14 protein-coding genes and 2 pseudogenes are annotated in these 17,715 nt (G+C 74.9%); 11 read left to right on the top strand and 5 right to left on the bottom strand.

What is annotated here, in order from left to right:
• Positions 1-62: 62 nt before the first annotated feature.
• Positions 63-413, top strand: coding sequence for a VOC family protein (locus tag F8R89_RS04015; RefSeq protein WP_151782645.1), 351 nt, complete (start codon positions 63-65; stop codon positions 411-413).
• A gap of 90 nt (positions 414-503) precedes the next feature.
• Entirely contained in the window at positions 504-893 is a 390-nt protein-coding gene (locus F8R89_RS04020; protein ID WP_151782646.1) for a MarR family winged helix-turn-helix transcriptional regulator, read from the top strand.
• Between the two features lie 36 nt (positions 894-929).
• Here the strand turns inward: F8R89_RS04020 and F8R89_RS04025 are convergent, their stop codons facing one another.
• Positions 930-1,331 (bottom strand): SseB family protein, encoded by a 402-nt coding sequence (locus F8R89_RS04025; protein WP_151782647.1) that lies wholly within the window; start codon positions 1,329-1,331, stop codon positions 930-932.
• 197 nt (positions 1,332-1,528) lie between these two features.
• On the opposite strand from F8R89_RS04025, the gene F8R89_RS04030 reads away from it, so the two are divergent.
• Positions 1,529-3,001: a phosphoribosyltransferase family protein gene (locus F8R89_RS04030; protein ID WP_151782648.1), complete on the top strand. Its 1,473-nt coding sequence runs from the start codon at positions 1,529-1,531 to the stop codon at positions 2,999-3,001.
• A 117-nt stretch (positions 3,002-3,118) separates the two neighbouring features.
• The gene (locus tag F8R89_RS04035; protein WP_151782649.1) at positions 3,119-4,030 is read left to right on the top strand and encodes a peptidoglycan-binding domain-containing protein; all 912 of its coding nucleotides are present in this window, start codon (positions 3,119-3,121) and stop codon (positions 4,028-4,030) included.
• Positions 4,031-4,055: 25 nt separating this feature from the next.
• On the opposite strand, the gene F8R89_RS04040 is transcribed toward F8R89_RS04035, so the two are convergent.
• Positions 4,056-4,748, bottom strand: coding sequence for a type 1 glutamine amidotransferase domain-containing protein (locus F8R89_RS04040; protein ID WP_151782650.1), 693 nt, complete (start codon positions 4,746-4,748; stop codon positions 4,056-4,058).
• Positions 4,749-4,867: 119 nt separating this feature from the next.
• Between F8R89_RS04040 and F8R89_RS04045 the strand changes: the two genes are divergently transcribed.
• A complete protein-coding gene (locus F8R89_RS04045; RefSeq protein ID WP_151782651.1) occupies positions 4,868-5,845 on the top strand; it encodes a LysR family transcriptional regulator in 978 nt (325 codons plus the stop codon).
• A gap of 50 nt (positions 5,846-5,895) precedes the next feature.
• On the opposite strand, the gene F8R89_RS04050 is transcribed toward F8R89_RS04045, so the two are convergent.
• Positions 5,896-7,800: a collagenase gene (locus tag F8R89_RS04050; RefSeq protein ID WP_151782652.1), complete on the bottom strand. Its 1,905-nt coding sequence runs from the start codon at positions 7,798-7,800 to the stop codon at positions 5,896-5,898.
• A gap of 150 nt (positions 7,801-7,950) precedes the next feature.
• Complete coding sequence (locus tag F8R89_RS04055) at positions 7,951-8,910, bottom strand: LysR family transcriptional regulator (RefSeq protein ID WP_151782653.1); 960 nt, start codon at positions 8,908-8,910, stop codon at positions 7,951-7,953.
• A 159-nt stretch (positions 8,911-9,069) separates the two neighbouring features.
• Between F8R89_RS04055 and F8R89_RS04060 the strand changes: the two genes are divergently transcribed.
• The gene (locus F8R89_RS04060; protein WP_151782654.1) at positions 9,070-10,515 is read left to right on the top strand and encodes a glyceraldehyde-3-phosphate dehydrogenase; all 1,446 of its coding nucleotides are present in this window, start codon (positions 9,070-9,072) and stop codon (positions 10,513-10,515) included.
• Here F8R89_RS04060 and F8R89_RS04065 read toward each other — a convergent pair.
• Positions 10,494-11,357, bottom strand: a complete 864-nt coding sequence (locus tag F8R89_RS04065; protein ID WP_151782655.1) for an aminoglycoside adenylyltransferase domain-containing protein — start codon at positions 11,355-11,357, stop codon at positions 10,494-10,496. The two genes, F8R89_RS04060 and F8R89_RS04065, sit on opposite strands and share 22 nt — an antisense overlap.
• Positions 11,358-11,674: 317 nt before the next feature.
• On the opposite strand from F8R89_RS04065, the gene F8R89_RS04070 reads away from it, so the two are divergent.
• From F8R89_RS04070 to hypF, 5 genes and pseudogenes are all read left to right on the top strand, one after another.
• Positions 11,675-12,187, top strand: coding sequence for a hypothetical protein (locus F8R89_RS04070; RefSeq protein ID WP_225994324.1), 513 nt, complete (start codon positions 11,675-11,677; stop codon positions 12,185-12,187).
• Positions 12,188-12,339: 152 nt separating this feature from the next.
• Positions 12,340-14,022, top strand: coding sequence for a hydrogenase maturation protein (locus F8R89_RS04075; protein WP_151782657.1), 1,683 nt, complete (start codon positions 12,340-12,342; stop codon positions 14,020-14,022).
• Positions 14,019-14,602 (top strand): annotated as a pseudogene (locus tag F8R89_RS04080) (hydrogenase maturation protease); the annotation flags it as partial. The gene F8R89_RS04075 and the pseudogene F8R89_RS04080, both read left to right, overlap by 4 nt.
• A gap of 52 nt (positions 14,603-14,654) precedes the next feature.
• Positions 14,655-15,383, top strand: coding sequence for a hydrogenase nickel incorporation protein HypB (gene hypB, locus F8R89_RS04085; protein ID WP_151782658.1), 729 nt, complete (start codon positions 14,655-14,657; stop codon positions 15,381-15,383).
• Positions 15,380-17,715: pseudogene (gene hypF, locus F8R89_RS04090) on the top strand (carbamoyltransferase HypF). The gene hypB and the pseudogene hypF overlap by 4 nt, the downstream one beginning before the upstream one ends.

Consider the following 17,715-nt stretch of genomic DNA (forward strand, 5'->3'; position numbering starts at 1 on the left):
GCGCGTCCTAGCGTGGGAGCACCGACGAGGGACGTCGGCACAGCTCACCGCAGGAGGACGCCATGACCGCCGGAGCCCGCACGATCATCTACCCCGTCAAGGACCTCGCCTCGGCGAAGGCCGTCTTCGGCGCGCTGCTGGGCGTGGAGCCGTATGTGGACGAGCCGTACTACGTCGGTTTCAAGGACGCCGGGCAGGACGTCGGCCTGGACCCCAACGGGCACGCGAAGGGCATGACCGGCCCGGTCCCCTACTGGCATGTGAGCGACATCCGGGCGGCCAGTGCCGCGCTGGTGGAGGCGGGCGCCGAGACGGTGGAGGACGTCCACGACGTCGGCGGCGGCCGGCTGATCGCCTCGCTGCGCGACGCCGACGGCAATCCCGTCGGACTGCTCCAGGATCCGACCGCCTGATCGGCACCCGTCCGGAGGCGTTCGGGCGTCCCGTGCGCACGCACTAGTTGCACGGTCAACAAATGCTCCGAACGGTGCTACCGTGCGGGTATGGCAGCGAACACGGCCGAGGCGGGGCTCGAGGAACGGTGGCGGGACATCCTGTCGGTGCACGCCCGGACGATGTGCGAGATCGACCGCGTCCTGCATCCGCACGGACTGGGCGCCAGCGACTTCGAGGTGCTGGACATCCTCGTGTCCTCCGTCCCCGACACGGGCTCGGCCTGCCGGGTCCAGAACCTCGTGGGGCGGGTCCATCTGAGCCAGAGCGCGCTGTCCCGGCTCATCGGGCGCCTGGAGAAGGACGGCCTCGTCGAGCGTTCCGTCTGCGCGGAGGACCGGCGCGGCGTGTACGTCACCCTGACCCGTAAGGGGCGTGACCTGCACGCCGAGGTGCTGCCCCTGCAGCGTGCCGCACTGGCCCGGATGCTCGGCGCCTGACCCGGCGAGCGGGCCGGCGCCGGGCCTCCGGCGTGTTCAGGGGCGGGCCAGCAGCGTGCGCACCCCTTCGGACGTGAGGGTCAGCGGGTGCTCGGACCCGGCGTCTATCGACAGGGCCAGTTCGTCCGCGGGCCACTGCGAGGCCAGCGCGCCGAGCGGCACCAGACGGTAGCGGGAGACGGTGGGCAGCAGCTCGGCCATCGCGGGCTCCGAGGTGAACACGGGGACCACGGGCTCGGCGCCCGAGCGTTCGATCACCGGGAGCGCCACGACACCGGGGTCCATGGCGTCGCCGTCACCGGCGTCGTCGGGCACGGGCACGAGGACGTCGCTGCTCGCCAGCGTGTCCATCGCCGCCCGGTCCTCGGTGTTGTCGGCCAGCGCGTCCAGCGCGCGCCTGGCCGGTGTGGCGGAGTTGTCGTGCGCGGGTGTGTTCATGGCGAATCCCCTGGTAGCGGCGGTCGTACAACCCGCCAAGGGCATGGTTCGGCCTCGGCGCGGTCCTGCCCGCCTACCCGATCCGGAGTGCCGCATTCCTACGCGGGCGGCGCGGCGCTGAGGGCGGCGCGGAACGGTCGTAGCCTGAAGGCACGGGCACGGCGGAGGTCCGGTCCTCGCGGGTGCGGGAGGCGGCTATGCGGTACGACGACCGCCGGACGGCCGGACGGCTCCTCGCCGGGGAGCTGGCGGAGCTTCCGGAGCTGCGGGGCCGCGACACCGTGGTCCTGGGCCTGCCGCGCGGCGGGGTGCCGGTGGCGGCGGAGGTCGCCCGGAGCCTGGGCGCGCCCCTCGACGTGCTGGTGGTGCGCAAGCTGGGGGTGCCCGGCCGGCCGGAGTGGGCGTTCGGGGCGATCGGCGAGCACGGCGTCCGGGTCCTCAACCAGGACGTGATGGCCGCGGCCGGGATCACGTCGTCCGCCCTGAAGTCGGTCGAGGCGGCCGAACGCGCGGAGCTGGAGCGGCGGGTGCGCGCCTACCGGCGGGAGCGGAAGCCGGTACCGGTGGCGGGCCGTACGGCCGTGGTGGTGGACGACGGACTCGCCACCGGCGCCACCGCCGAGGCCGCCTGCCGGGTGGTACGCGGTCAGGGCGCGGCCCGGGTCGTCCTCGCGGTGCCCGTGGCGCCCGAGCGTTCGGTGGCCCGGCTGCGGCAGGTGGCCGACGCGGTCGTGTGCCCGAGCACGCCCTGGGACTTCGGCTCGGTGGGCGCCTGGTACCGGGACTTCGCCCAGGTCCCGGACGCGGAGGTCGTCTTTCTGCTCGCGCGGACCGGGGGGCCGGACCCGCCCGCCGGGGACGGCACACCTGGGACGGCCACCGCGGTGGACCGGGAGGTACAGGCGTCGGCCACGGGAACCACGGCAGACCCCGAGGGACAGGCGCCGGCCACGGGAACCGGGGCGTCCGACCCACCCGCCGAAGACGACTCACCCGCGACCGCCGCCACGGTGGACCGCGAGGTACGGGTGCCGGCGGCAGGGGCGCACCTCGGCGCACAGCTCGTGGTGCCGGACGGGGCCACGGTGGCGGTGGCCTTCGCGCACGGCAGCGGCAGCGGGCGGCACAGCCCGCGCAACCGGTACGTGGCGGCGGCGCTGCACCGGGCGGGCCTGGCCACCCTGCTGCTCGACCTGCTCACCGACGCCGAGGCGCACGACCGGCACAACGTGTTCGACATCCTGCTGCTGGCGCGGCGGCTGCACGCCGCGTCCGTGTGGCTGCGCGCGGAGACCGGTCTGCCCGTCGCCTACTTCGGCGCCAGCACCGGGGCGGCGGCCGCGCTGGAGGCCGCCGCGCTGTCCGGTTCCGGTATCCGCTCGGTCGTCTCGCGGGGCGGCCGGCCCGACCTCGCGACTCCGGCGGCGCTGACCCGGCTGCGCGCGCCGACGCTGCTCATCGTCGGCGGCCGGGACCGCCGGGTGCTCAGCCTGAACCGGCTGGCGGCGGACCGGATGCACTGCGAGCACCGGATCGCCGTCGTCCCGGGCGCCACCCATCTCTTCGAGGAGCCCGGCGCCCTGCGCACGGTGGCCGAGCTGGCCCGCGACTGGTTCGCCGGGCACATGGGCCGGCCGGCCACGGGGGCCTCGCCGCGCCGCCCGGCCTGAGGGGTGCGGCTGCTTTCGGCCGCCCGGGGACGGGCCTTCGCCATCCTCCCCCGGCGTGGAGATTGAGTGTTGAACTTACGCCTACACTCTGGGGCTCGTATGGAGAAGGACCCCCACGTGAGCGAACCCGACCGTCTCGTCTGCCCGGCCTGCGGTGCCGCACGGGCGCCCGACGGCACCCCCGCCTGCGACTGCGCGGACCGGGCGGCCGAGGCCCGGCGCGAGGTGCGCACGGCGGAGGTGGCGGCCGCGGAGGACTTCGATCCGGTGCGGATCCGTCCGTTCGTGGGTCTGGACGAGGCGGACGACGGCGGTGCGGACACGCCGCCCCTGGCCGGGGAGCTGCCGACCGGGAGTCCGGCTCTCCCCTCCCCCACCGCCGACGAGGAGTCACCGGCCGCCCCGGAGCGGCCGCGCCGCCGGCGCGCCCCGCTGATCGCCGGGGCCGGTGCCCTGCTGGCGGTGGCGGTGACGGGCGCGTCGTTCGGCGGTCTGTTCGGCTACGACGGCCCGGAGCGCGGCGGCGCCGCCGACGGCGGCCTGCGGGCCCCCCTCCCCGACGCCACGTCGTCCGGGGCCGGGGCGGGGTCCGGGTCCGGGTCCGGGAGCAGCGCCACCGCAGGAGCGCCCTCCGCCACCGCCTCCCCGGCATCGTCCGGGCCGTCCGGGGGCGCGCCCTCGGCCACCCGGTCCACCGGCGTCTCCCCCACGCCGACGGAAGGGTCCGGCACCCCGCCGGCGGGCCCGTCCGGCACGGCCCCGTCAGGCGGCCAGGCCCCTTCCCCGACCGGACAGTCGGGGGACCCGCCGGTCCTCCGCCCGGGCGACCGGGGCCCCGAGGTCGTCGAACTCCAGCTCCGCCTGCGCCGGACCGGCCTCTACGCGGGCGAGGCCGACGGCCTGTACGGCGGGTCCGTCGAGAGCGCGGTGCGCGCCTACCAGTTGACCCGGGTCGTCCTCGACGACGAGTCCGGCGTCTACGGGCCCCCGACACGCGCCGCGCTGGAGTCCGAGACGCCGGAGCCCTGAGGGGCGCCGCCGCGCCGGACGGCCGTCAGCCGAGGCGCTCGACCAGCTCTGCGGCGAGGGGCGCCGAGGACGCCGGGTTCTGGCCGGTGACCAGGTTGCGGTCGGTGACGACGTGCGGGGCCCACGGCTCGCCCGCGTCGACCTCGATGCCCGCCTCGGTGAGCCGGTCGTGGAGGAGCCAGGTGAGCCGGGCGGCGAGGCCGCCCTGGGTCTCCTCCTCGTTGGTGAACCCGGCCACCCGGTAGCCGGCGAAGGCGTTGCCGCCGTCACCGGTGGCGGCGAGCAGCGCGGCCGGGCCGTGGCAGACGACGCCGAGCGGCTTGCCGGAGCGCAGCGCGCGGATGAGCAGGTCGCCGGAGGCGGCGTCGGTGGCCAGGTCCTCCATGGGACCGTGGCCGCCGGGGTAGAACACGGCGGCGTAGTCGTCGAGGCGCACGTCCTCGAGGCGCAGCGGCGCGTCGAGTTCGGTCATGGAGGCGAGTACGGCGGCGACGCGGTCCGCGCCCTCCTGGCCGCCGTTGTACTCGGGCGCGAGGCTCGCCTTGTCGACGGGCGGCACGACACCGCCCGGCGTGGCGACGGTGATCTCGTGGCCCGCGGCCCTGAACGCCTCGTAGGGGGCGACGGCCTCCTCGGCCCAGAAGCCGGTGGGGTGCTCGGTGCCGTCGGCGAGCGTCAGGTGGTCGGCGCCGGTCATCACGAAAAGGATCTTCGACATGGGAGCTCTCTCGGGAGACGGAGTTGCTGGTCACCGGGCGGCGGGGCGACGGGCCGTCCCTGTCCGGCGTCGTCGACCGTACGCGCGCCCACCCATTCGAATCCAATAGGCTTGTCCATATGAGCCATAGGGATTCCGATGCCAGTCCGGCCGGTGGGGAGGAGGCGGTACGGGTCCCGCCGGGTTCCTCGGCGCCGGTGGACCTGAACCTGCTGAGAACCTTTCTCGCGGTGTACCGCACCGGGTCCTTCACGGCCGCCGCCCGGCTGCTGGCCCTGTCCCAGCCGACGGTCACCGCGCAGATCCGCACCCTGGAGCGGCAACTGGGCCGGGAGCTGTTCCAGCGTCTGGCGCGCGGGGTGGCCCCGGTGCCGTACGCGGACGAGCTGGCCGCCCGGATCGTGGAACCGCTGGACGCGCTGGCCGGGGTCGTCGGGCCGGGCGGCGCGGACGACGGTCACCCGGCGGAGCCGGTGCACCTGGCCGGTCCGGCCGAGCTGCTGACCCGCCGGGTGATGCCGGCCCTCGCGCCCCTGGTCGACTGGGGGGTGCGGCTGCGGGTGACGCCGGGGCTGACCGAGCCGCTCCTCACGGACCTGCGGGCGGGGCGCTACGACCTGGTGATCGCGACGTACCGGCCGCGCGGGCGCGCCCTGGCGTCGGTGCCCCTCATGGACGAGGAGTTCGTGCTGGTCGCCTCGCCCGGCTGGGCCGAGCGGACGGGCGGTCCCGCCCGGCTCGCGGCGGACGGCCCGGCCGCCCTGAACGGGGTTCCGCTGGTCGCCTACGCCGAGGACGTGCCAATCGTCCGCCGTTACTGGCGTCATGTCTTCGGCCGCCGGCTCACCCGGCAGCCGGCCGTGACGATGCCGGATCTGAACGCGGTCACGGCGGCGGTCGCGGGCGGGGCGGGGTTCAGCGTGCTCCCCCGCTATCTGTGCGCCGCCGAGCTGGCCTCCGGCGCGCTGACGCTGCTGCACGACCCGGACGACCCGCCGATCAACACCGGTTTCCTCGTCCAGCGTCCGGGGTCCTCCGGGAACCCCCATGTGGCCGTGGTCCGCGACCATCTGCTGGAGATCGCCGGGGCGTGGTGAGTTCCGTGGCCGCACGGGGGGGGGCGCCCCGTGCGGCCACGGACCGGGACTCAGGCCGCCGCGCACGCTCCGGCCGCGCACTCCGTCAGCCAGGCGTCGAAGTCGGCGTCGTAGCGGGTGCCGATCCCGGTGGCGTACACGGCGTACCCGCCCGCGTAGTCACCGGCCCGGAACCGCTCCAGCATGCGGTGCACGTCGGCCGGGTGCCGTTCGACCATGTAGCGCACGGCCAGGTATCCCCAGGCGTAGGTGCGGGTGACGTCGCTGTTGGCGTACGTGTTCTGGAACAGGGTGCTCAGCCGGTAGGTGTGCCGGCCGGCCGCGGCGACCGCGTCCGTGTACGTACGGCCCCGGTAGCCGTAGGAGGCGTACTCGGCGAAGCCCTCGATCCACCAGACGTCCGGCACCGAGGTCTGCCGGGCGAAGTCGCCCTTCAGGTTGTCCCGGGCGTCCAGGTAGTGCGTGTACTCGTGGTTGAGGTTCCAGATGCGGGCCGCGTGCCCAGTGTCCTCGCTCTTGCGGTACATGACGGCGAAGGGCGCGTTCGCCGGATCGTCGGGGTCGCCGATGAGCGTCATGCCGCCGTTGTCGGTGCTGATGCCGAAGATCGCGCCGGCGTAGGTGCGGTAGTCGTCGCGCCCGGCGAAGACGTAGAGGTCGAGGGTGGACAGGTGCTGGCCCGGGATGGGTCCCGGGTCCCGGACGAGGGCGTGGACGTAGGCGTCCTGGCCGAGCAGGCTGGTACACGCCGCGTCGAGGTCGGCCCGGGTGAGGGACTGGGCGCGGATCGTGCGGGCGGCGTCGCAGCGATGGGTGATCGGCAGGGCCGCGCGCATCAGCCGGCCCTCGAGGTCGCAGATGCCGTAGTAGGCGCAGTCGGCGGCGTCGTAGGCGTCGGCCTGGGTGGCGACGCCCACCCAGAGCGCGGCCGTGGGGCCGGTGATCCGGGCGGTGTCCAGCAGGTGCCGGACGCGCGGCCGGACGGTGGTCCGCAGCTCGGGGTGCTCGACGTGCCGGGCCAGGGTCATCCCGGCGTTGGAGGTGAGATACGCGCGGTCGGTGCCGAGCAGGTCCAGATGGGCGAGGGCGAACGTGTGCAGGGTCCGCAGGACGGAGCGGTCGGCGGTGACCGCCCGGACGTAGGCGGGGTTCCAGTTGCCGCGCCAGAGCGGGGTGTGGACGGCGTTCACGGCCGCGAGCATGCTCGGCAGACCGTCGTAGGAGCGGTCGTAGTCGTCGAGGATCCGCTGGTAGACGTCGAGGTAGCGGTCCTGCCGGTCGGCGCTGTCGGTGAGGACGACGGCCTCGCGCAGCACGTCGCCGTTGGCCTCGGTGACGTCGCGGGAGCGGGGGCGGGCGAAGAAGGCGTCCAGGCCGCGGGTGGTGGCGGTGGTGAGCGCGGTGCCGTAGGGGCCGGTGGCGTCGGGGTGGTTGTACTGCACGTAGTAGCCGGCCCGCAGGAAGAGGACGAGCTGGCTGATGCGGGAGGTGTTGTCGCCGCCGTACGTCCGCGCGACGCGGGTGAAGGAGTCGGCGACCGTGACCATCTGGGCCTCCCGGAAGACGGCGCGGGCGTCCGGGGCGCCGACGGAGAAGAGGCTGTTCACGCAGTCGGTGGTCGACGCCCGGACGAAGGCGGCGAGTTCCTCCCCGGTACGGCTGCCGAAGTCGGCCGGGCTGCAGGCGGTGGGCGCGGCGGTCCTGGCGGCGGGGAGGCGGGCCGGTGTCAGGGGCGGCACCAGGGCGGGGCTGACCGGCCGGTCCTGGACGGCGGGGGCGGAGGAGGCGTGGGGGGACGGCCCGGACGGGGGCGGTGCCGGGGTCCCGGGGGACGCCGCGGCGGGGTGGGGGGCGGGCCGCGCGGCCGGTGCGGGGGTCGCGGTCACCGCCGTGAGGGCGGCAGCGGCGATCAGCGCGGACGCCAGGCGTCCGGGCAGCACGAAGCGGTAGCGCATCGGGGATCCTCCAGGGACGGATGCGCCTCGGGGTGGGGTGCTGAGGCGTGTCAGGACTGTCTCAACGCCTCCGCGCGTCAACAACGCCGTACGGCATAGCAGTCGGGGCCGCGCGGGCATAACGTCCGGCGGCTCGTACGGCCGTCGGGGCTACGCTCCCGGGACTCCCCAGGTCCGGGCGGCCCAGGCCCTCAAGTGCGGGGACTGGGCGACGAGTTGGCGGTGCGCCTCGGCGGCGGACTGGAGCAGCGCGTCGACGAGTTCCGCCGGGACGGCCGCGGGACGCCAGGCCAGTACGTACCGGCACCACAGCGGTGTGCCCTGCAGCGGCTTGACGACCACCTGCGGGAGGGGCCGCATGGTGGGCTGGACGACGGCCACGCCCAGGCCGTCGGCGATCATGCCCTGGAGCTGCCGGTGGTCGCCGAGGAACTCGTGGGCGACCGCCGGGGTGAACCCGGCGGCCGCGCAGGCCGCGTGGAACACCTCGGGCCAGCCGGCCCCGTCGTCCGGCGTCAGGAACCACTCCTCCCCCGCCAGGTCGGCGAGGGCGACCTGGGAGCGCTGGGCGAGCGGATGCCGGGACGGCAGCGCCACGAACGTCGGCTCGGTGACGATCCCCCGGTGCGCGACCGCGTCGGAGTGCCCGAGCTCCCGCCCCGGATAGTCGGCGGCGAGGCCGGCGTCGGCCGCGCCCTCCTCCAGGAGCTCGACGATCCGTGAGGACGCGTACACGCTGTTCACCGCGAGGGAGACGTCCGGCATCCGGGCGCGCAGCCCGGACACCATGCCCGCCAGCATGGGCGAGTTGGTGGCGGCGACCCGCAGCGTCCGGCGGGCCGCGGCGGCCCCGCCGGCGGGGCGCCGGCCGATGGCGTCGGCGCGGGCCAGCACGTCCCGGGCGGACGCGACCACCTCGAAGCCGTACGGGGTCAGCTGCACCCCGGCCGGGCCGCGCTCGAAGACGGGCTCGCCGAAGTACTTCTCGATCCGGCGGAGCTGGGTGCTCACCGCGGGCTGCGAGTAGCCCAGCTCGGCGGCGGCCCGGCCGACGCTGCCCGCGTCCGCGATGGCGCACAGCACACGCAGATGCCGTAGCTCCAGCTCCACCCGTCACACCCTCCTCGTCCGGGCCGCCGCTCCGCCGTAGCCCGGCGAAACAGTGCGATACGGGGCCATCTCATCACGCCCGGACCCCCCTTCGAACACGCATCGGAGCCTGCGGTTAGCATATGAGCGCCACCTAGCTCGAAAGATAGGCCCGCTCCCGTGACTGTCAACGACGACTCGTTCACCAGCTGGAAGAACCGCGAGGAGATCGCGGAATCGATGATCCCGATCATCGGGAAGCTGCACCGCGAGAGGGACGTCACCGTCCTCCTCCACAGCCGCTCCTTGGTGAACAAGTCGGTGGTCAGCATCCTGAAGACGCACCGCTTCGCCCGGCAGATCGCGGGCGAGGAGCTCTCGGTCACCGAGACGCTGCCGTTCCTGCAGGCCCTCGCCGCCCTCGACCTCGGCCCCTCCCAGATCGACCTGGGCATCCTGGCGTCCGCCTACAAGGCCGACGACCGGGGTCTGACGGTGGAGGCGTTCACCGCCGAGGCCGTCGCGGGTGCCACCGGCGCCAACAAGATCGAGCGGGGCGAGGGACGCGACGTCGTCCTGTACGGCTTCGGCCGGATCGGCCGGCTCGTCGCCCGTCTGCTCATCGAGAAGTCCGGCTCGGGCAACGGCCTGCGGCTGCGGGCCATCGTCGTGCGCGGCGGCGGTGAGCGGGACATCGTCAAGCGCGCCTCGCTGCTGCGCCGCGACTCGATCCACGGGCAGTTCCAGGGCACGATCACCGTGGACGAGGCGAGCAGCACGATCTTCGCCAACGGCAACGCGATCAAGGTGATCTACGCGAACGACCCCTCCGAGGTCGACTACACGGCGTACGGCATCAAGAACGCCATCCTGATCGACAACACCGGGAAGTGGCGCGACCGCGAGGGCCTGTCGAAGCACCTGCGCCCCGGTGTCGACAAGGTCGTGCTGACCGCGCCCGGCAAGGGCGACGTCCCGAACATCGTGCACGGCGTCAACCACGACACGATCAAGCCGGACGAGCGGATCCTGTCCTGCGCCTCCTGCACCACCAACGCCATCGTCCCGCCGCTGAAGGCGATGGACGACGAGTACGGCGTGCGGCGCGGGCACGTGGAGACCGTCCACTCGTTCACGAACGACCAGAACCTGCTGGACAACTACCACAAGTCCGAGCGCCGGGGCCGTTCCGCGCCGCTCAACATGGTCATCACGGAGACCGGCGCGGCCTCCGCCGTCGCCAAGGCGCTGCCCGACCTGAAGGCCCGCATCACCGGCAGCTCCATCCGGGTGCCGGTGCCGGACGTCTCCATCGCCATCCTGAACCTGCAGCTGGAGCGGGAGACGACCCGCGAGGAGGTGCACGACCACCTGCGCGAGGTGTCGCTGACCTCGCCGCTGCGCCGCCAGATCGACTTCATCACGGCGCCCGACGCGGTCTCCAGCGACTTCATCGGCTCCCGGCACGCGTCGATCGTGGACGCGGGCGCGCTGAAGGTGGAGGGCGACAACGCCATCCTGTACCTCTGGTACGACAACGAGTTCGGCTACTCGTGCCAGGTCATCCGGGTGGTCCAGCACGTCTCCGGGGTGGAGTACCCGACCTACCCGGCGCCGGCCGTCTGATCCGGTCCCCCGTGCCCCGCGGCCGGGGCGGACGCCCTCCGCTGGGTGTCCGCCCCGGCCGTTTCGTCGACCTGCGCGGCGACCCAGGCCAGGAAGTCCCGCACCTCCTCGGCGGGCAGCGCGGCCGCGTCCGTGCGGGAGGGCCGCTCGTAGCTGCGCAGGGCGGCCTCGACGAGCGGGCGGAAGCGTTCCTCGGCGGCGGCGACCTCTCGGGCCGCCCGGCGCTTTGGCTGCCAGCGGCCGGTGCGGCAGTAGCGCACCGAGCGGCAGCCGTTGAGGACGCGGTTGTCCGCGAGATGCCCGTCGCCGGCGCTGTGTTCCCGGACGGAGGCGCGGACGGCGGTGAGCAGGTCGGCGCGGGCGGGCTCGGCGATCGCCTCGCGCGCCGGGGCCCCGTACAGCGTCCGCCCGGCCTGGTGGGCGACGGAGCGGTCGATGACGTACCAGAACGCCGGGGACCCGGCCGGGTCGAGGCTGAGCCGGTCGGGCAGCAGCGGCCCGGTGTTGAGGTCGAGCAGGTATCCGGCGTCGCCGGACGGCCGGGCGGTGAACCCGGCGTCGTACACGACCAGTTCCAGTCCGGCCGCCGGGCAGGGCAGCGCGGGGTGCGTGAGAGCGGCGGCGAGTTCGGTGAGCAGCGAGGCGGGCGGTGTCCCGTCCAGCACCACGGTGACGTCGGTGTCGCTGCGGCCGTGCCGGTAGTCGCCGAGCGCGACGGAGCCGACCGCGACGACGCTCACCAGGCGCGTGCCGCACAGGTCGTGCGTGCGGCGGACCAGTTCGGTGAGGTAGGGCCGCAGTTCGGCGGGGACGGCGTGCGGGTCCACGAGTGTCCGGGTCATGCGCCCAGTGTTCCGCACGGCCGGAAATAGGCGATTGCCCGATAACGGCCGGTCCGGTCCGCGCGTCCGGGTCGCGCGGGTGTCCCCGTTCCGGCCAATATCGGCGTACGGCGCGACGGGCGGCGCGCGCCAGGCCCCCGCACCCGGCCCCTGGTCAGCGTCCTCGATCTGTCCTGCGCGGACACCGCCCCGCTCGCCGCTTCACACAGCCGTCACGCCTCCTCCACATACCGGACACATCCAGCCGGGGTGCCCGGCGCGGGGCAGACGGTGCGCGCGCCGCCTGCCTAGCCTCCCGGGCCATGCGATCACCACGTATGAGACGCCTGGGTCTCACCACCGTCCTCGCCCTCCTGCTGGCCGTGTTCGGGCTCGCCCCCGGTGCGAGCGCGGCGGACCCCGCGCCGGCGGACCTGACCTTCGCCACCGACGCCGCGACGACCACGCCCGGCGGCACGGTGCAGCTCTCGATGACGCTCACCAACAACAAGTCGTACGACGTCCTGTTCGTGTACCAGACGATCCAGCCCACCTGGCTGACCACGCAGCGCCCCGACCTGAAGTTCGGCTTCACCGGCTGCGCGGTCGCCTCCGCCGCGGGCAGTGTCCCGTGCGCCGGCACCGGGCCCGCCGACCTCGGCGCGAACTACGGGGCGACCGTCCCGCCCGGGCAGAGCCGGACCGTCACGCTGACGCTCCAGATCGCCGCCGACTCCGGCTGCAACGGCAACATCGGCTTCTACTCGTACTACTACGCCGAGTTCAGCGACGCGACCAACGTCAGCGGCGGCCCGGTCTTCACCCCGGAGACCCGGGTGCTCTGCGCCTAGCGCCCGCGACCGTCGTGCCCCGCACGGGCCCCTCCCCCGTGCGGGGCACGGTGACGAAAGCGAGCCGTATGGAGCAAGCGACCGGCCGGGGGGCGGCGAAACGCCGCCGTGGTCCTTCTCGCCCCTCGCCAAAGGGACGAACATGCCCGGTCATGGAGATCTTGCTCGTCGCCAGCGCGTTCAACAGCCTGTCCCAGCGCGTGTACGCGGAACTGTCCGACCAAGGGCACCGGGTGGACGTCGTCCTCGCCTCGCAGGGCGACGAGGCGGTCCGGACCGCGGTCCGCGCGGCCCGCCCGGAACTGATCGTCGCCCCCATGCTGAAGACCGCCCTGCCGGAGGACGTGTGGCGGGAGCACACCTGTCTGGTCGTGCACCCCGGCCCGCCGGGGGACCGCGGACCGTCCGCCCTGGACTGGGCGATCGCCGACGGGGTGACCCACTGGGGCGTGACCGTGCTCCAGGCCGAGGCGGGCATGGACGCGGGAGCCATGTGGGCCGCCGAGGCCTTCCCGGTGCCCGACACCGGCAAGAGCGACCTGTACCGTGGCGAGGTCTCCGACGCCGCCTCGGCCGCCGTGCTGCAGGCCGTGCGCCGCTACGCCGAAGGATCGTTCAAGCCGAAGCCCCAGACCGACCCCGCGATCCGGGTGCTGTGGCGCGACGCCTTCCGCCAGGACCAGCGCCGTATCGACTGGGAGCGGGACGACACCCGGACGGTGGTCCGCAAGCTGCGCGGCGCCGACTCCCAGCCAGGGGTCCTCGACGAACTCCTCGGCCATGAGCTGTTCCTGCACGGCGGGCACCCCGAGGACCGGCTGCGCGGACGCCCCGGCGAACTGCTCGCGACCCGCGCCGGGGCGGTCTGCCGGGCCACCGTGGACGGCGCGGTGTGGATCCCCGAGCTGCGCCCCCGCAAGGCGTCCGGCGACCCGGCGCCGTTCCGCCGCCCGGCGGCCTCCGTCCTGGACTCCTACCAGCGGCCGGCCGAGCCGCGCCTCCCGGAGATCGCCGCGCCCCTCGAACTGCCCGCCGACCGCACCACCTGGACCGACATCCGCTACCGGCAGCGCGGCGACGTCGGCTTCCTGCGGTTCTCGTTCCCGGGCGGTGCGATGAGCACCGAGCACTGCCGCCGGCTGCACGCCGCCTACCGGTACGCCCTCACCCGCCCGACCCGGCTGCTGGTGCTGGGCGGCGCCCGGGACTTCTTCTCCAACGGCATCCACCTGAACGTCATCGAGGCGGCGCCGGACAGCGCGGGCGAGTCCTGGTCGAACCTCAACGCCATGGACGACCTGGTCGAGGCGGTGCTGCGGACCACCGACCGGCTGGTGGTGGCGGCCCTCGGCGGCAACGCGGCGGCCGGCGGGGTCATGCTCGCCCTCGCCGCCGACGAGGTGTGGTGCCGCTCCGGTGCCGTCCTCAACCCGCACTACCGCCGGATGGGCCTGTACGGCTCCGAGTTCTGGACGTACTCGCTGCCGCGCCGGGTCGGGGTCGAGACGGCGCACCGGCTGACCACGGAGGCGTTCCCGGTGAGCGCCGCGAGCGCCGCGCGGATCGGCCTGGTGGACCGTCTGGTGCCCGTTGCGCCGGGGGAGTTCGGCGCCGAGGTGGACCGGCTGGCCGGCGCGCTCGCCGCCGCCCCGGACCTGGAGCGGCGCATCGAGGCCAAGGCCGCGGCCCGCCAGGCCGACGAGAAGCGTCAGCCGCTCGCCGAGTACCGGCGGGACGAACTCGCCCGGATGCGGGCCGTCTTCTTCGACCCGCGTGCCCCCTACCACGCCCTGCGGTCGGCCTTCGTGCGGAAGCTGCCGGCGGGCGCGCGGTGAGCGCGCGGCTGCTGGTGGCGGGCGTCGGCAACATCTTCCTCGCGGACGACGCGTTCGGCCCGGAGGTGATCCGGGCCCTGGACGAGCGGCCCCTGCCGCCGGGGGCGACCGTGCGGGACTTCGGGATCCGCGGGCTCGACCTCGCCTACACCCTGCTCGACGGCTACGACACGGCCGTCCTCGTCGACGCGGCGGTCCGGGGCCACACCCCGGGCACCCTGTCGCTGATCGAGCCGGAGCTCCCCGACGCCTCGGCCGGGGGCCGCCCCCGGAGGCGCACGGCATGGACCCGGCGAAGGTCCTGGCCCTCGCCGCCCACCTCGGCGACGAACCGCTCCCCCGCGTCCTCGTCCTGGCCTGCGAGCCCGAACGGGTGCCGCGCGGCGACGAGGACATCACCCCCGGCATGAGCGCGACCGTGCGGGCGGCGGTACCGGAGGCGGTGGCGGCCCTGCACACCCTGGTCCCGGCGCTGCTCGCCGACCCCGCGGCGACGCCCGCGTTGCGCCGCCCGGACGAATCCACCGCCCCCGCCCCGGCCGGGGTCCGGCCCGCGGGGGCGGGCGGCGCGGAGGATCGGCAGCGGACCGGCACCCCGGTCCCTCCCCCACCGACCGCGAGGAGCAGCGCCGATGTGTGAGTCCGGTGACGAGGTCGGCCAGGCCGTCCTGGCGAGGAACGACGGTCTGGCCGCGCACCTGCGCGAGGAACTGGCCGCGCGCGGGGTGAGCGTGGTCAACCTGCTGTCCAGCCCCGGCAGCGGCAAGACGGAACTGCTGGGCCGTGTCCTCGCCCGGGCGGTCGAGCGGGGCGTCCCGGTGGCCGCGCTCACCGCCGACCTGGCCACCGAGAACGACGCCCGGCGCCTCGCGCGGTCCGGCGCCCCGGTGAAACAGCTCCTCACCGACGGGCTGTGCCATCTGGAGGCGCGTCAGCTGCGCGGGCACGTCGAGTCCTGGCTGCCGGAGGGCACGTCGGTGCTGTTCGTGGAGAACGTCGGCAACCTGGTCTGCCCGGCCTCCTACGACCTCGGGGAGAGCCTGCGGATCGTCCTCATGGCGGTCACGGAGGGCGAGGACAAGCCGCTGAAGTACCCGACCGCGTTCGGCTCGGCCCACCTGGTGGTGCTGACCAAGTCCGACCTGGCGGAACCGGCCGGTTTCGACGCGGCCGCGTTCGAGGAGCATGTACGGCGGGTCAACCCGGGCGTCGAGGTGGTCCGGTCCTGTGCCCGCACCGGGGAGGGCGTCGACACCGTGCTGGAGCGGGTGCTGGCCGTCCGGGACGGCGCCGCGGCGCACACGCCTCCCCTGGCGCCGCGGCCGCACAGCCACGCGCACGCGGCCGGCCCCGTCTCGTGACCGCGCCCGTGGGCAAGGGGGCGGTGCGCCGCCGGGTCGTCGTGCGCGGCACCGTGCAGGGGGTGGGGTTCCGGCCGTTCGTGCACCGCCTCGCCACCGATCTGGCGCTGGCCGGCTTCGTCAGCAACACGGCGAACGGGGTCCTCATCGAGGTGGAGGGCCGGCCGGACGGCGTGGACCGGCTGTGCGACCGGCTGGCCGCCGAGCCGCCCCCGCTGGCGGCGGTCACCGGCGTCGAGGTCGAGGACCTGCCCGTCACCGGCGCCGACGACACCTTCACCATCCGCTCCACCGACCGCTCCCCGGGCCGTACGCATCTGCCGCCCGACACGGCGACCTGCGACGCCTGTCTGCGGGAGCTGGCCGACCCGGAGGACCGCCGGCACCGGCACCCGTTCGTCACCTGCACCCACTGCGGCCCCCGCTTCACCATCGCCACGGGCCTGCCCTACGACCGGGCCGTCACCACCATGGACGGCTTCCCGATGTGCGCCGCGTGCGCCCGGGAGTACGGCGATCCCGCCGACCGCCGCTTCCACGCCCAGCCGGTGGCCTGCCCGGACTGCGGGCCCCGGCTGTACCTGGAGCCGGCCCCGGGCAGCGGGGTGCGGGCCGCCCGGGACGGGGACGCGCCGGCGCTGGCCCGGGCGCTGCTGGCGGGGGGCCGGATCGTCGCGGTGAAGGGCCTCGGCGGCTACCACCTGGCGTGCGACGCGACCGACGCGCGGGCCGTGGACACGCTGCGGGCCCGCAAGGAGCGCGGCGGCAAGCCGTTCGCGGTGATGTGCGCCGACACCGACGCGGTACGGCGGGTCGCGCTGCCGTCGGCGGCCGAGCTGGCCGCCGTGACCGGCCCGCGCCGGCCCATCGTGCTGATGCGCCGGCGCGGGGCGGACGAGCCGCTCGCGCCCGGCGTCTGCCCCGGCAGCCCGCACCTCGGCGTGATGCTGCCGTACACCCCGCTGCACACCCTGCTGTTCGGGCTGCCGGGCGACCCGCCGGGGCCGCGGGTGCTGGTGATGACCAGTGGCAACCGGTCCGGGGAGCCGATCGTCACGGACGACGACGAGGCGCTGACCGGCTCGCGGGTCTCGCGGACGCCTGGCTCGCGCACGACCGGCCCATCGCCTCGCCGTGCGACGACTCCCTGCTGCGGGTGCGCAGCGACGGCACCGAGCAGGTGCTGCGCCGCTCCCGCGGGTACGTCCCGCGTCCGCTGCGGCTGCCCGTGACGCTGCGTCCGGCGCTCGCGGTGGGCGGCGACCTGAAGAACGCGCTGTGTGTGGGCGAGGGCGACCTGGCGTGGTTCGGCCCGCACATCGGGGACATGGGCGAGCTCACCACCCTGGAGGCGGCGGGCCGGGCCGAGGCGCACATGCGGCATCTGACCGGCGTGGCCCCCGAGGTGGTCGCCGCCGACCGGCACCCGGGGTACCACTCGGCACGGTGGGCCCGGTTGCAGGCCGCTCAACTGGGTTTGCGGTCCCCGGTCTTCGTTCAGCACCACCACGCGCACGTCGCCTCCGCCATGGCCGAGCACGGGCTCGACGGCAGCGAGCCGGTGCTCGGCGTCGCGTTCGACGGCACGGGGTACGGCGACGACGGGACCGTCTGGGGCGGCGAGTTCCTGCTCGCCGGGTACGGCGGCTACCGGCGTCTCGCCCACCTCACGCCGGCACCGCTGCCCGGCGGGGACGCCGGGGTGGCCAACCCCTGCCGGCTTGCGCTGGCCCGGCTGTGGGCGGCCGGGGTGCGGTGGGAGCCCGACCTGCCGTGTGTCGCCGCCTGCGAGCCGGACGAACTCGCGCTGCTGGAGCGTCAGTTGACGCGTGACGTGGCGTGCGCGGCGACTTCCAGCATGGGCCGGCTCTTCGACGCGGTGTCGTCCCTGGTGGGGGTCTGCCATCGCGCCGAGTACGAGGCGCAGGCCGCCCTGGAGCTGGAGGCGGCGGCCACCACGGCCTGGGACGCCGACGACGGGGCCTACGCCTTCGGGACGGCCGGCGGCCGCTGCGATCCCGCGCCCGTGCTGCGCGCGCTCGTCGCCGACCTGCGGGCGGGGGTGCCCGTCCCCGTGCTGGCCGCGCGTTTCCACCGGGGTGTCGCGCGAGCCGTGGCGGAGCTGTGCCGGGGTGCCCGTGCGGACACGGGTGCGCGCACGGTCGCGCTGAGCGGCGGGGTGTTCGCCAACGCGCTGCTGGAGGAGGAGTGCGCGCGGCTGCTCGCCGCGGACGGCTCCACGGTGCTGCGGCACGGCGAAGTCCCGCCGAACGACGGCGGGTTGGCCCTCGGCCAGCTAGTGGTCGCGGCGCACCGACGAACGAAGGAGTGA

It is taken from the genome of Streptomyces sp. SS1-1 (assembly GCF_008973465.1).
Lineage (GTDB): Bacteria > Actinomycetota > Actinomycetes > Streptomycetales > Streptomycetaceae > Streptomyces.

Coding starts and splice junctions, on each gene's coding strand:
- F8R89_RS04015 (WP_151782645.1), top strand. CDS start 63: ATGACCGCCGGAGCCCGCACGATCATCTACCCCGTCAAGGACCTCGCC.
- F8R89_RS04020 (WP_151782646.1), top strand. CDS start 504: ATGGCAGCGAACACGGCCGAGGCGGGGCTCGAGGAACGGTGGCGGGAC.
- F8R89_RS04025 (WP_151782647.1), bottom strand. CDS start 1,331: ATGAACACACCCGCGCACGACAACTCCGCCACACCGGCCAGGCGCGCG.
- F8R89_RS04030 (WP_151782648.1), top strand. CDS start 1,529: ATGCGGTACGACGACCGCCGGACGGCCGGACGGCTCCTCGCCGGGGAG.
- F8R89_RS04040 (WP_151782650.1), bottom strand. CDS start 4,748: ATGTCGAAGATCCTTTTCGTGATGACCGGCGCCGACCACCTGACGCTC.
- F8R89_RS04045 (WP_151782651.1), top strand. CDS start 4,868: ATGAGCCATAGGGATTCCGATGCCAGTCCGGCCGGTGGGGAGGAGGCG.
- F8R89_RS04050 (WP_151782652.1), bottom strand. CDS start 7,800: ATGCGCTACCGCTTCGTGCTGCCCGGACGCCTGGCGTCCGCGCTGATC.
- F8R89_RS04065 (WP_151782655.1), bottom strand. CDS start 11,357: ATGACCCGGACACTCGTGGACCCGCACGCCGTCCCCGCCGAACTGCGG.
- F8R89_RS04070 (WP_225994324.1), top strand. CDS start 11,675: ATGAGACGCCTGGGTCTCACCACCGTCCTCGCCCTCCTGCTGGCCGTG.
- F8R89_RS04075 (WP_151782657.1), top strand. CDS start 12,340: ATGGAGATCTTGCTCGTCGCCAGCGCGTTCAACAGCCTGTCCCAGCGC.
- hypB (WP_151782658.1), top strand. CDS start 14,655: ATGTGTGAGTCCGGTGACGAGGTCGGCCAGGCCGTCCTGGCGAGGAAC.